Source organism: Pseudomonas sp. HPB0071 (assembly GCF_000478505.2).
GTDB classification, from domain to species: Bacteria; Pseudomonadota; Gammaproteobacteria; order Pseudomonadales; family Pseudomonadaceae; genus Chryseomonas; species Chryseomonas luteola.
Genome location: NZ_KI517367.1, coordinates 613,473 through 625,636 on the forward strand (window position 1 = coordinate 613,473; position 12,164 = coordinate 625,636).

Here is a 12,164-nt window from a genome sequence, read left to right on the forward strand (position 1 = left end):
TATCTAGATGACCGCCCCGTTAAGCTGCGAGTTAGCTCATGATTCGTCGTTAGGGCAACCCTCTGCATAGATGCCATCAGGGTGGAAATCAAATCGTCATCCTTCGGCGGTAGATTGGCTTGCGTCTTGCTGATCTAGACCAGCCAATCGACCACGCCTCGAAGGAGCGCTCAATGAAACGCTTGCTTGCTTCACTGTTGGGTAGCGCACTTGCGCTGAATGGCACCCTGGCCCTGGCCGCCACGGATATGAACACACTCGAGCAGGCTGCCCGCCAGGAAGGCCAGGTTGATAGCGTAGGCATGCCTGACACCTGGGCCAACTGGAAGGACACTTGGGCCGATCTGCAGAAAAAGTACGGCCTCAAGCACATGGATACAGACATGAGCTCAGCCCAGGAAATAGCCAAATTCGCAGCCGAGGGTGAAAACGCCACCGCCGATATGGGTGACGTGGGCGCCTCGTTTGGTCCCATTGCCGTGGAGAAAGGCGTAACTCAACCATACAAGCCCACCACCTGGGAGCAGATTCCCGACTGGGCCAAGGACAAGGACGGTCACTGGATGCTGGCGTATACCGGCACCATCGCGTTTATCGTCAACAAGCAGCTGGTAGCTGATGTACCCTATAGCTGGGCTGACCTGCTGCAGGGCAAATACAAGGTTGCCATTGGTGATGTAAGCGCTGCCTCACAGGCAGTGAGTGGGGTCCTGGCGGCTACCTACGCTAACGGCGGTGACGAAAAAAACATCAAGCCCGGCCTGGAATACTTTGGCAAGCTGGCGCAGCAGGGCCGTTTGTCCATGACCAACCCGGTCGTCTCGACCCTGGAGAAAGGCGAAGTCGAAGTGGGTATCGTTTGGGACTTCAACGGATTGAACTATCGCGATCAGATCGATACTTCACGCTTTGAAGTGCTCATCCCTTCAGACGGCTCGATTACGTCCGGCTACACCACGATTCTGAACAAGTATGCCAAGCATCCGAATGCAGCCAAGCTGGCACGTGAATACATTCTTTCCGATGCTGGCCAGATCAACCTGGCTCGCGGTTATGCCCGCCCCATCCGTGCTGACCATATCCAGCTACCCGAGGATGTAAAAGCCAAACTGTTACCAAGCGAGCAATATGCCAGTGCCAAGCCCATCGCGGATGCCAAGGCCTGGGAAGAAACAGCCAAGCGTCTGCCACGTCTCTGGCAGGAAAACGTGATCATGCAGATGAAGCAGTGATCCAATGAAGACGATCCTGGTTGTGCTGGACGGTCTGGCCTATGGAGTCGCCCGTGACTGCATGGGCTACCTCCAAGGTATCTGTCAGGCAGGGCGCGGACGGCTCTATACCATGCAGTGTGAATTGCCGTCGCTCTCCCGCCCGCTCTACGAGTGCATTCTCACAGGGGTACGCCCTGTCGACAGCGGCATTACGCACAATCAGATCGTCCGGCTTTCGAGCCAGCGCAGTGTGTTTCATTATGCGTGCGAGGCCTACCTCACGACGGCGGCTGCGGCCTATCACTGGATCAGCGAACTTTATAACCGTTCGCCCTTTGATGCCGCACGGGACCGTCATATCTGTGCCCCGGACCTGCCTATCCAGTACGGCCATTTCTATTACGCCGATCACTATCCAGACTCTCACCTCTTCGACGACGCAGAAAGCTTGAGACGACGTCATTCCCTTGATTTTCTGCTGGCTCACTCGATGAATATCGATGATGCTGGCCACAAATACGGACTTTCCAGCAGCCAATATCGAAACGCCGCACGTGTGGCAGATATATGCCTGTCCGGCCATTTACCGGTATGGCTGGAGGCGGGCTATCAGGTGATGGTGACAGCCGATCATGGCATGAATGATGACCGCAGCCATGGGGGGCTGCTGCCTGAAGAGCGTGAAGTCCCGTTATTCGTGTTCGGGACAGGCTTCAGCCTGCAAGAGGCAAGCCCTGTACAAACTGACCTATGCGGTACACTTTGTGAGCTTTTAGGTGTCGCCCATGACAAGCCGGTTTGTCGGGAACTCCTGGCATGAAAGGCAAATGGCTCGCCGCATTGTGCCTTCTGCCCTTTCTAGTTTTCTTTTGTGCATTTCAGATAGCCCCATTGATCTGGATCGCTATCAACAGCCTCAAGCACCTGGATGGCTGGGGCCTGGGTAACTTCACCGAAATCCTTGAATCACCCTTCTATCGCCAGGCTATACGCTTTTCACTGGAGATTTCGGTCTGGTCCAGCCTGTTAGGCCTGCTAATCGCCATTCTGGGCAGTTACTCGCTACGCCAGGTCGACTCGAAGCTAAGAGATTTCGTGACAGCCTTTGCCAACATGACGAGCAATTTTGCCGGTGTTCCCCTGGCGTTCGCCTTCATCATCCTGCTTGGCATCAATGGGTGCCTGACCCTGCTGCTCAAGCAGACCGGACTGATCGAGGACTTTAACCTGTATTCCAAAAGCGGATTGATCCTGATCTATACCTACTTCCAGATCCCGCTAGGCGTTCTGTTGCTCTACCCTGCCTTTGATGCCCTGCACGAAGACTGGCATGAAGCTGCCTCACTGCTTGGCGCCAATACCTGGCATTTCTGGCGTCATATCGGGCTGCCGGTGCTGACTCCGGCGCTGCTAGGTACATTCATCATTCTACTGGCCAATGCGCTGGGGGCCTACGCAACCGTATATGCCCTGACGACGGGCAATTTCAATGTGGTTCCGGTCCGTATAGCGGCATTGGTCTCTGGCGACATCTTTCTGGATCCGAACCTCGCAAGCGCCCTTGCCATGCTGCTGGTGATGCTCATGGCCGTGATTACCCTCGCTCACCAATGGCTGCTACGCCGGAGCTACCATGTCAAACGCTAACCGGTCGGTTTCACTCTACCATCGCCTGGTCGTCTGGCTGCTCTTTCTGATTCTTCTACTGCCGCTCGCTGCCACCCTGCTGTATTCATTGGCAACACAATGGTCCGCCACGCTTCTTCCCAGCGGGCTGACCTTGAAGTGGTACGTAGCGCTCTGGAGCGACTCACGCTTTCTCATCGCCTTCGGGCATTCATTGATCGTCTGCGTGGGCGCGCTGTTACTGGCCGTCTTCCTCGTACTTCCTCTCATGTTCGTCATCGCCTACCACTTCCCCAGGCTCGATGCACTCATGAACGTGTTCATCCTGCTGCCGTTCGCCGTGCCGCCTGTGGTGTCTTCCGTAGGATTGCTGCAACTCTATGCTGGCGGCCCCTTGCCGTTGATAGGCACACCATGGATTCTGATCGGCTGTTATTTCACCATCGCCCTGCCGTTCATGTACCGAGCCATCAGCAATAATCTGCAGGCACTGAATATTCATGACCTGATGGATGCGGCTCACCTGCTGGGCGCCAGCACCTTCCGGGCGGCCCTCCTGGTGGTACTGCCCAACCTGCGCAAGGGTCTTATGGTGGCGCTGTTTCTGTCATTTTCGTTTCTGATTGGCGAATTCGTTTTTGCCAACATTCTTGTTGGAGCGCGTTACGAAACCTTGCAGGTCTATCTGTACAACATGCGCAATGGCAGCGGCCATTTCACGAGCGCACTAGTCATCTCGTACTTTCTGGTCGTCCTGACCGTAACGTGGGCCGCCAGTGGTTTGAGCCGGGATAAATCATGAGCTTTCTAAGCGTTGAACATCTGCACAAGAGCTACGGCTCGAACATGATCTTTCAGGACATCGATTTCTCTGCAGAACAAGGTGAGCTGGTTACGCTTTTAGGACCTTCCGGCTGCGGCAAATCCACCTTGCTACGCTGCCTGGCAGGCTTAACCTCGGTAAACGGTGGACGCATCCTGCTCGACGGTCAGGATATTGCGACCCTGCCGCCGCAAAAGCGCGGCATTGCCATGGTGTTTCAGAGCTATGCGCTGTTTCCTAACATGACGGTCGCGCAAAATGTAGCGTTCGGCCTGAAGATGCAAAAAGTGGATCGCCAAACTTTACACCTGCGCACCGCCGAAGTGATCGAACTGGTAGAACTCAAGGGGTTCGAAGACCGCTACCCTCATCAGCTGTCGGGAGGGCAATGTCAGCGTGTCGCCCTGGCGCGATCACTGGTCACTCGTCCACGTCTGCTGCTACTCGACGAGCCGCTATCGGCACTGGATGCGCGCATCCGCAAGCATCTACGAGAACAGATACGCAGCCTTCAGCAAGCGCTCAACCTGACTACCCTGTTTGTCACGCATGATCAGGAAGAAGCCTTGACAATGTCCGACCGCATCGTGTTGATGCAAGCGGGCCGCATCGTACAAAGTGGCGATGCGGAAACCCTCTATACTGCGCCAGCCACGCTGTTTGCAGCAGGCTTCATGGGTAACTACAACATTCTGGATCCCGCTCAGGCCTTTACCCTGTTAGGGCGAAACTTCACTCAACAGGTAGCGATCCGCCCCGAATCGATCAGGATCAACGCATCGGAAGGCCCCAGTGCCGAGATTGTCGGACATACGCTGCTAGGCAATGTCATTCGCTACCGCGTGCAGTCATTGGGGATCGAATTACTGGTAGATGTCCTCAATCAGGATGCCTCTGCCTTGCACCCGTGCGGCTCACGCGTCACATTGGGGATCGATTCATCAGCCGCAAGAGAAGTCGCATGACCCTCGCTATTTTCGACCTTGACGAAACCCTGATCGACGGTGACTGCTCCAGTCTGTGGTGCCAGCGAATGGCCCAACTCGGCTGGGTTGACGAGTCCTTCATCCAGCGTGATGCCGCCCTGATGAAGGCATACGCCGAAGGCGCCCTGGCCATGGAAGAATACATGGCATTCGCCTTGGAGCCGCTCATAGGTCGAGCGCCTGAGGAGCTGGAGCCGGAGATCGACGCCTATGTCGAAGACGTGATCGAGCCTCTGATCTTCAGCGATGCCTGCCGCTGCATTGCGGAACATCGCGCCAGAGGCGACCGGATCGTATTGATTTCGGCGTCCGGCGCTCATCTGGTCGAACCGATTGCCGGTAGGCTGGGGATCAGCGAAATACTGGCCATCGACCTGGAACTGGCCCATGGGGTCTACACTGGCCGTACTCAAGGTGTTCTGACCTATCGAGAAGGCAAACTGACGCGCCTTCTCGAGCTGATAGATCATCAGGAGGTCGAGCTTGCAGATGCCAGTTTCTACTCTGACTCACGTAACGATCTACCCTTGCTAGAACGCGTTGGGCATCCGCACGCCGTGAATCCCGATCCCCGTCTGCGCGAGCAGGCCAGTCGGCGGGGTTGGCCAATCCTTGAGTGGAAATAGCCAAACAAAGGCTGGCCATGCCGGCATGGCCAGCCTCGACATCAGATCAGGCTGTCATCGAGGATCATCACGACCTTACCGTTCACCTTGTTGCTCGACAGTGCCGCAAACGCCGCCTCGGCATCCTTGGCAGCAAATTTTCGCTCCAGGTTCGGCTTGAGCTTGCCTTCTGTAAACAACGGCCAGACCCTTGCAGCCAGCTCTGCCATCAATCGGGCCTTGAACGCCGTATCGCGGTTACGCAGCGTAGAACCGATCAGGCTAATGCGCTTGCTCAACACCTTTGCCAGATCGAACTGCGCCTCTCGACCACTCATCAGGCCAATCAGTACCCACCGCCCGTCACGGCGCAGCACATCCAGATTAAGTTCGGCGTAGCTTGCGCCTACCGGATCAAGGATCACGTCGAATGGCCCGAAGTCACGCAGTCCTTCCAGCCCCTGGTGCCGATCAACGCCCCCTTCGGCACCCAGCGAAATGCAATAGTCCAGCCGCTCGGCCGAACCTACGCTGACCCAGCAAGGATTATCAAAAGCCTTACAGAGTTGAATGGCGGCAGAACCTACGCCGCTGGCCCCTGCATGCAAGAGTACTTTCTCGCCAGGTCGCAAGGCTGCCAATTCGAAAAGATTGCACCAGGCTGTTGCCCAGACCTCAGGTAGCGCTGCTGCCTCAGCCATCGACAGCCCTTCGGGAACCGGAATCGCATGCTGAGCATTCACCACGACTTCGCTGGCCATACCACCACCGGCCAGCAGAGCACAGACACGATCCCCGACGTTCCAATTGACTCCCTCACCAACTTCGACCACAACACCGGAACACTCCAGACCCAGGGTTTGCGGCGCTCCAGGCGGTGGCGGATAGTTACCGGCCAATTGAAGAAGATCGGCGCGATTAAGCCCGGCCGCGGCGACCTGGATGCGAATTTCACCTGCGGAAAGAGCAGGACTTGTCAGCTGTTGCCACTCAAGCTGACCTTCAATACCTTGCAATGCGTTCACGGTGCCTCCATAGTGAGCTAGCTTTTGACCTTTAACAGCGTACTTGACTGTTGCGGGGAACCGGAACGGTCAAGTACGGCCTATAGCGTTATTACCCGTACTCTAGTCGAATCAAGCATGAAGCAGCTTCTCCCCCGTACCGCCCTCCTGTTCATCCTCGGTGTCAGCGCTCTTCCGCTGGCGGCCAAAACAGCGAGCCCAAACGTCTGGGACGGTCTCAAACCAGACCGCGATCAAGTCGTGGCAAGTCTCAATGTGGTAGAGCTGCTCAAGCGCCATCACTACAGCAAGCCGCCGCTTAACGATGAACGCTCGATAAAGATCTATGACAGCTATCTCAAGATGCTTGATCCCAATCGACTGTATTTCAACGCAGCCGATATCGCCGAGTTTGACGCATGGCGGACTCGCTTCGACGATCTGCTCAAGCAGGGCGACCTGAATCCAGGCTTCACGATCTACAAGCGTTACCTGGACCGTGTGAAGGAACGCCTCGACTACACACTAGGCCTGCTGGACAAAGGCATTCCCCAGCTGAATTTTGCGGCAGACGAAACGTTTGACGTCAACCGCGAAAAGGCGCCCTGGCCGACCAATACTGCCGCACTGGATGATCTGTGGCACAAGAAGCTCAAAGATGAAGTGCTGCGTCTGAAACTGGGTGGCAAGGACGATGCTGCCATCAAGGAGCAGCTGCAGAAGCGCTATCGTAATCAGTTGGCGCGCCTGAAACAGACTCGCAGCGAAGACATCTTCCAGGCCTACATCAACGCCTTCGCCCAAACATACGATCCGCACACGCAGTACCTCTCGCCTGAAAGCGCAGAGAACTTCGACATCAACATGAGCCTTTCCCTTGAAGGCATCGGTGCGGTACTGCAAAGCGATAACGATTACGTACAGATCGTTCGTCTGGTACCGGCCGGTCCCGCCGACAAGAGCAAGCAGCTCGCACCCGCTGACAAGATCGTGGGGGTAGCGCAAGGCAAAGACGGCGAAATGGTCGACGTCGTCGGCTGGCGTCTGGACGAGGTCGTCAAGAAGATCCGCGGCGCCAAGGGCTCCGTTGTTCGCCTGGAAGTCATCCCCTCGAGCAATCCGCCGAATGACCAGACCACAAAGGTCGTCTCGATTACACGTGAAGCGGTAAAGCTTGAAGAACAGGCAGCCCAGAAACACATCATTGACGTGCCTCACAACGGCAAGACCTACAAGCTGGGTGTAGTCGATGTGCCCGCTTTCTACTTGGACTTCAAGGCGTATCGCGCCGGCGACCCAAATTACAAGAGCACTACCCGTGACGTGCGCAAGCTGATCGGTGAGCTGAAAAACGAGAAAGTCGACGGTATTGTCATCGACCTACGCAACAATGGTGGAGGCTCCCTGCAGGAAGCAACCGAACTGACTGGGCTCTTCATCGATCAAGGCCCAACGGTGTTGGTGCGTAACAGCGACGGCAAGGTAGACGTGTTGGCTGACGATGAAGGCGATGCTTTCTACACAGGTCCCATGACCGTGCTGGTCAACCGCCTCTCGGCCTCGGCTTCGGAAATCTTTGCAGGTGCCATGCAGGATTATCATCGTGCCTTGATCGTGGGCGGACAGACCTTCGGCAAAGGCACTGTTCAAACCATACAGCCTCTAAATCACGGTGAACTGAAGCTGACCCTGGCCAAGTTCTATCGCGTTTCAGGACAAAGTACCCAGCATCAGGGCGTTATCCCAGATATTAGCTATCCGGATATCGTAGATAACAAGGAGATCGGCGAAAGCGCGCTACCCAACTCCATGCCATGGGACACGATCCGTCCGGTTCTAGAGGTAGAGAACAATCCGTTCAAGCCGTATCTGCCTGAGCTGATCAACCGTCACGATACCCGCACCAAGACCAACCCGGACTTTGTCTTTGCTCGTGAACGCCTTCAGTTTGCACAGGATGTCATGAAGGATACGACGGTCAGCCTGAACGAGCAGAAGCGTCGTGCCGAGCAGGACGCCCTCGATAAGCGCCAGCTGGCAATTGAGAACGAGCGTCGGGTAGCTAAAGGTGAGGAACCCCTCAAGGAACTGAAAAAAGTTGATGACGACGCTATTGCTGCCGCCAACAACGACGAAAAGACCAAACCTCAAGACGATGCCTACCTGATGGAGAGTGGTCAGATCCTGCTCGACTATCTGGACTTGAGTCACGGCGGTCCGTCTCACTGATTGCCGTCATCAAATAGTCATCGAACTGTCGTGAAATGAACAAGGCCAGCTTATCGCTGGCTTTGTTTATTCAGGACCAAGATAGATGACCGTCAACGAACAGTTGAGCGCGCTTGAGCAGATACTGGCTCGAAGTGATATACACAGCCTTTTCCAACCTATCGTTTCCTTGAGCGAACGCCGCATCATTGGCTATGAAGCACTTAGCCGCGGGCCTTCCAACAGTCCTCTGCACTCCCCGCTTCCGCTGTTCGCCATTGCTCGTACGGCACAGCGTCTGTCCGAGCTGGAAATGGCGTGTCGCACCCAGGCATGTACCGGTTTCCGTGATCTGGGCCTTGAAGGTAAGCTCTTCCTTAACATTTCCCCCGAATCACTGCTTGAGAATAGTCACGAGCAGGGCCGCACCCTGAAACTGCTACAGCGTCTGGGTATCCCTGCTAACCGAATCGTCATCGAGCTGACCGAACAGGCCCCAACCGACGATCTGGGCCTGCTTGATACCGCCTTGCACTACTATCGCGCAATGGGATTTTCGATTGCTCTGGATGACCTGGGGGCCGGATATTCCAGCCTGCGCCTGTGGTCCGAGCTGCGCCCGGACTATGTGAAGATCGATCGTCATTTCATCGATGGTATCCATCGTGATAGCGTCAAACGGGAGTTTGTAGGCTCCATCCTTCAAATGGCCAGGGCGTCCAACGCCGTCGTGGTTGCTGAAGGCATTGAACTGCATGAGGAACTGGTCGTGCTGGCCGAAATGGGCATAGATCTGGTTCAGGGCTACCTTCTGAGTCGTCCTGAAGCGAATCCCCCGCGGGAAGCACGCGAGATCATGCCTCGCCTGGAGACACGCCCCAAAAGCCTTACAGAGGGCGGTACAGGCCTGATATCCATGTTACTTGAGCGGCCTGCCATTCAGGAGCAGACGCTGATACCTGCCGTCATGCAGCTTTTCCACGACAAACCCAGCTTTAACTCCCTGGCCGTGCTTGATGAACACGGTGCGCCTGTCGGCATAGTCCACCATTATGCCCTTGCAGAAGCCCTGCGTAAGCCCTTTGCGCCGGACCTATTTGGTCGCAAGCCCATTACGCGACTTATGCATCTGGATTTTCTATGTGTGGAGAAGAGCCAATCTCCTCTTCACGTCAGCCGACTACTCACCCAGCGCGCCAAGCAACGGGTAGAAGAAGACTTCGTTATTGTTGATCAAGGCCAATATGTCGGCATGGGTCGTGTGGTTGATCTTCTCCAACTGATTACTGAGCAGAAGATTCAGGAAGCACGGCATGCCAATCCTCTGACAGGCCTGCCCGGCAGCGTGCCGATTCATCATTGTCTAAGCCAGTTACTGGAGCACAACCAAAACGCCACCCTGTGTCACCTTGATATCGACAGCTTTACGCCCTTCAATGAGATTTATGGATATGCCAAGGGAGACGAAGTACTGCTGTGCCTGGCACAGGCCTTGGCAGAAAGCATGGATCGCACCCAGGACTTCATCGGTCACTACGGCGATGACAACTTTATAATCGTCCTGCGCTCCATGGACTGGCGAGCACGGCTGACTCGACTCATGGAGACTTTCCAGAGTCGCTGCCGTCGCTTTTACGCACCGGAGCACCTGGATGCAGGCTGCCTGATAGCAGAAGATCATGAAGGCTACCGACGCGAGTATCCGCTGCTCTCTCTATCTCTTGGGGTTGTAAGGGTTACGGCAGAAAGTCGAACGTCACGCGATGCCCGCCAACTGCTTAAACTGGCGGAAAGCGCCAAGGCCCAGGCCAAAACCATTCCCGGCTATAGCTTGCACCTGATGGCCGAAACGGCCTGAGTTACCTATCTGAGGAAAAGTTGTACTCGAATACGCGCGTGACTTCAGATGCATGCCAGGCAGCCGCCTCTATACCATCCACCTCGCCGTTGAAGCGCCCGACTCGCTGGGCGCATTCAAAGAAACCAGGACGCGGCAGCCGGCTCGCACCCTGGCTGACCACCAATGCGCTGCGCAACGGCACACCCTGACGGGCATCCAGCGCTATCAGGTGTTCAAGGGCAGCAGTCAGTATCGCCATAGCGGGCGTCGGTAACTGTAGACGCTCAATCAGCGAGCGATAGGTTACCAAGTGCCGCTGGCAACGAGCTTCTTCCAACTCAGCCAGCAATGCCTGCCAATGGGTACGACTGATCTGTAACGCCACAATACAAACCTGAATTCACCGAAAGGTTACTATAACAGCACAGCTTATCCTGTTCCGATGTGCAAGCACCTCTCGCCACCCAGGCTCATGCCCGCTCAACCACTATAACGCCCTCAGCGGGTTTCTCATTGGGAAGCGGCGGAGCCGATAGCGACTTTTGCACCGCTACGGGTTGGGCATCTCTCCAGGCGCGAAAGGCATCAAGCTCGCTCTGCCAGGTTTTGCTCACCCACGCCAGCACTGCCAGATCATCAATGAAGCCAAAGGTAAGCATCCAGTCAGGGATCAGATCAACAGGCGAAAGGAAATAAGCAAGTGCTGCGACTACCGACAAGAGTGCCTGCCGACTGATACCCCGATATTCTCCACGCCACCAGGCCAGTAGCAGGGAATGGAAGAGCCCCAAGGTATCCTTGGCGGCACCCAACCGAAAATCTCGCTTGGCCAGCTTACGCCCGACGGCCAATAACAATGCCGGTAAGCGCCCCCGAACAAGAAAACGTTGGGCAAGCCTCAGATAACGATCAAATCCAACGGGTGGCTTCATGAGATCTCCCCGCCTCGCAAAGGCAGTCTGATAGAGCGTTTGGCGAATAGGTAAATAATTACCTAGATTAGAGCATCGTCCTCACAAACAGGTTTCCTAAAACAAAAAAGCCCCGTATGAACGGGGCTTTTTAATAGAGCGGCGTGTTACTTCTTGGAAGTATCCTGCTCTTGTGCAGCGTCCGACTCGTCGGATGGCTCTTGCGTCAGGCCATTGTCGCCCTGAGCGCTTGGATCCTTGATACCTAGCAGCTCTAGGTCAAAGACAAGCACGGAGTTGGCAGGAATGGCAGGGCTTGGGCTCTGCGCGCCGTAGGCCAGTTCGCTGGGAATGTACAGCTTGTACTTTTCACCTACATGCATGAGCTGAAGCGCTTCAACCCAACCCGGAATCACGCCACTCACCGGCAAATCAATCGGGCTGCCACGCTTGATGGAACTGTCGAATACAGTACCGTCAACAAGACGGCCTTCGTAGTGAACTGTCACTACATCATTCGGCTTGGGCTGCGGACCATCTGCCTTCTTGACCACTTCATACTGCAAACCGGAAGCCGTTGTGACAACACCCTCGCGCTTGCCATTTTTTTCCAGGAAATCCTTGCCTGCTTTGGCATTGTCTTCGCTGAGCTTGGTCATGCGCTCTTCTGCACGCTTCTGCAGATCGGCAAACGCATCTCTTAGCTGATCATCGGTAAGCTTCTGCTCTTTCTTGCCCACAGCATCTTCAATACCCAAAGCCACTGCTTTTGAATCCAGGTCATCGATGCCTTCCTGAGCAAGGCTTTTACCCATGTTCAAGCCGATGCCGTAGGACGCTTTCTGAGCTGGAGTTTCAAGATTAACCTTGGATTGTGATTGTGAGTCGCAGCCGCTGAGAACCAGGCCAACGAGGGCCACTGCTGCTGCCAACCGGTGCTGTTTCAT

At 55.5% G+C, this 12,164-nt stretch carries 12 protein-coding genes; 8 read left to right on the forward strand and 4 right to left on the reverse strand.

Features of this window, described 5'->3' with window-relative positions:
• Positions 1 to 173: 173 nt before the first annotated feature.
• From HMPREF1487_RS03095 to HMPREF1487_RS03120, 6 genes are read left to right on the forward strand one after another with little or no spacing between them, the layout of a single operon-like run.
• Entirely contained in the window at positions 174 to 1,232 is a 1,059-nt protein-coding gene (locus tag HMPREF1487_RS03095; protein WP_010795134.1) for an ABC transporter substrate-binding protein, read from the forward strand.
• 4 nt (positions 1,233 to 1,236) lie between these two features.
• Positions 1,237 to 2,034, forward strand: a complete 798-nt coding sequence (locus HMPREF1487_RS03100; RefSeq protein WP_010795135.1) for an alkaline phosphatase family protein — start codon at positions 1,237 to 1,239, stop codon at positions 2,032 to 2,034.
• A complete protein-coding gene (locus HMPREF1487_RS03105) occupies positions 2,031 to 2,861 on the forward strand; it encodes an ABC transporter permease (protein ID WP_010795136.1) in 831 nt (276 codons plus the stop codon). Before HMPREF1487_RS03100 ends, HMPREF1487_RS03105 begins: the two co-directional genes overlap by 4 nt.
• The gene (locus HMPREF1487_RS03110; RefSeq protein ID WP_010795137.1) at positions 2,848 to 3,642 is read left to right on the forward strand and encodes an ABC transporter permease; all 795 of its coding nucleotides are present in this window, start codon (positions 2,848 to 2,850) and stop codon (positions 3,640 to 3,642) included. Before HMPREF1487_RS03105 ends, HMPREF1487_RS03110 begins: the two co-directional genes overlap by 14 nt.
• Complete coding sequence (locus HMPREF1487_RS03115) at positions 3,639 to 4,628, forward strand: ABC transporter ATP-binding protein (protein ID WP_010795138.1); 990 nt, start codon at positions 3,639 to 3,641, stop codon at positions 4,626 to 4,628. Before HMPREF1487_RS03110 ends, HMPREF1487_RS03115 begins: the two co-directional genes overlap by 4 nt.
• Positions 4,625 to 5,275, forward strand: a complete 651-nt coding sequence (locus HMPREF1487_RS03120; RefSeq protein ID WP_010795139.1) for an HAD family hydrolase — start codon at positions 4,625 to 4,627, stop codon at positions 5,273 to 5,275. Before HMPREF1487_RS03115 ends, HMPREF1487_RS03120 begins: the two co-directional genes overlap by 4 nt.
• A 41-nt stretch (positions 5,276 to 5,316) precedes the next feature.
• Here HMPREF1487_RS03120 and HMPREF1487_RS03125 read toward each other — a convergent pair whose 3' ends face one another.
• Complete coding sequence (locus tag HMPREF1487_RS03125) at positions 5,317 to 6,279, reverse strand: NAD(P)H-quinone oxidoreductase (RefSeq protein ID WP_010795140.1); 963 nt, start codon at positions 6,277 to 6,279, stop codon at positions 5,317 to 5,319.
• 117 nt (positions 6,280 to 6,396) lie between these two features.
• On the opposite strand from HMPREF1487_RS03125, the gene HMPREF1487_RS03130 reads away from it, so the two are divergent.
• Both HMPREF1487_RS03130 and HMPREF1487_RS03135 read left to right on the forward strand, forming a co-directional pair.
• Entirely contained in the window at positions 6,397 to 8,487 is a 2,091-nt protein-coding gene (locus HMPREF1487_RS03130; protein WP_037029645.1) for a carboxy terminal-processing peptidase, read from the forward strand.
• 85 nt (positions 8,488 to 8,572) lie between these two features.
• Positions 8,573 to 10,324 carry a bifunctional diguanylate cyclase/phosphodiesterase gene (locus HMPREF1487_RS03135; RefSeq protein WP_010795142.1) on the forward strand — a complete coding sequence of 584 codons (1,752 nt, stop codon included), beginning with the start codon at positions 8,573 to 8,575 and terminating at the stop codon, positions 10,322 to 10,324.
• A 1-nt stretch (position 10,325) separates the two neighbouring features.
• Here HMPREF1487_RS03135 and HMPREF1487_RS03140 read toward each other — a convergent pair whose 3' ends face one another.
• The 3 genes from HMPREF1487_RS03140 to HMPREF1487_RS03150 all read right to left on the reverse strand — a co-directional run bounded on the left by HMPREF1487_RS03140 (position 10,326) and on the right by HMPREF1487_RS03150 (position 12,164).
• Positions 10,326 to 10,691, reverse strand: coding sequence for a hypothetical protein (locus HMPREF1487_RS03140; RefSeq protein ID WP_010795143.1), 366 nt, complete (start codon positions 10,689 to 10,691; stop codon positions 10,326 to 10,328).
• 85 nt (positions 10,692 to 10,776) lie between these two features.
• Positions 10,777 to 11,238: a YkvA family protein gene (locus HMPREF1487_RS03145; protein WP_010795144.1), complete on the reverse strand. Its 462-nt coding sequence runs from the start codon at positions 11,236 to 11,238 to the stop codon at positions 10,777 to 10,779.
• Between the two features lie 146 nt (positions 11,239 to 11,384).
• Positions 11,385 to 12,164: a BamJ family beta-barrel-assembly machinery protein gene (locus HMPREF1487_RS03150; RefSeq protein WP_010795145.1), complete on the reverse strand. Its 780-nt coding sequence runs from the start codon at positions 12,162 to 12,164 to the stop codon at positions 11,385 to 11,387.

What these genes read in the sequence shown, in the direction of transcription:
- HMPREF1487_RS03095 (WP_010795134.1), top strand. Translation starts at nt 174, where the DNA reads ATGAAACGCTTGCTTGCTTCACTGTTGGGTAGCGCACTTGCGCTGAAT.
- HMPREF1487_RS03100 (WP_010795135.1), top strand. Translation starts at nt 1,237, where the DNA reads ATGAAGACGATCCTGGTTGTGCTGGACGGTCTGGCCTATGGAGTCGCC.
- HMPREF1487_RS03105 (WP_010795136.1), top strand. Translation starts at nt 2,031, where the DNA reads ATGAAAGGCAAATGGCTCGCCGCATTGTGCCTTCTGCCCTTTCTAGTT.
- HMPREF1487_RS03110 (WP_010795137.1), top strand. Translation starts at nt 2,848, where the DNA reads ATGTCAAACGCTAACCGGTCGGTTTCACTCTACCATCGCCTGGTCGTC.
- HMPREF1487_RS03115 (WP_010795138.1), top strand. Translation starts at nt 3,639, where the DNA reads ATGAGCTTTCTAAGCGTTGAACATCTGCACAAGAGCTACGGCTCGAAC.
- HMPREF1487_RS03120 (WP_010795139.1), top strand. Translation starts at nt 4,625, where the DNA reads ATGACCCTCGCTATTTTCGACCTTGACGAAACCCTGATCGACGGTGAC.
- HMPREF1487_RS03130 (WP_037029645.1), top strand. Translation starts at nt 6,397, where the DNA reads ATGAAGCAGCTTCTCCCCCGTACCGCCCTCCTGTTCATCCTCGGTGTC.
- HMPREF1487_RS03135 (WP_010795142.1), top strand. Translation starts at nt 8,573, where the DNA reads ATGACCGTCAACGAACAGTTGAGCGCGCTTGAGCAGATACTGGCTCGA.
- HMPREF1487_RS03145 (WP_010795144.1), bottom strand. Translation starts at nt 11,238, where the DNA reads ATGAAGCCACCCGTTGGATTTGATCGTTATCTGAGGCTTGCCCAACGT.
- HMPREF1487_RS03150 (WP_010795145.1), bottom strand. Translation starts at nt 12,164, where the DNA reads ATGAAACAGCACCGGTTGGCAGCAGCAGTGGCCCTCGTTGGCCTGGTT.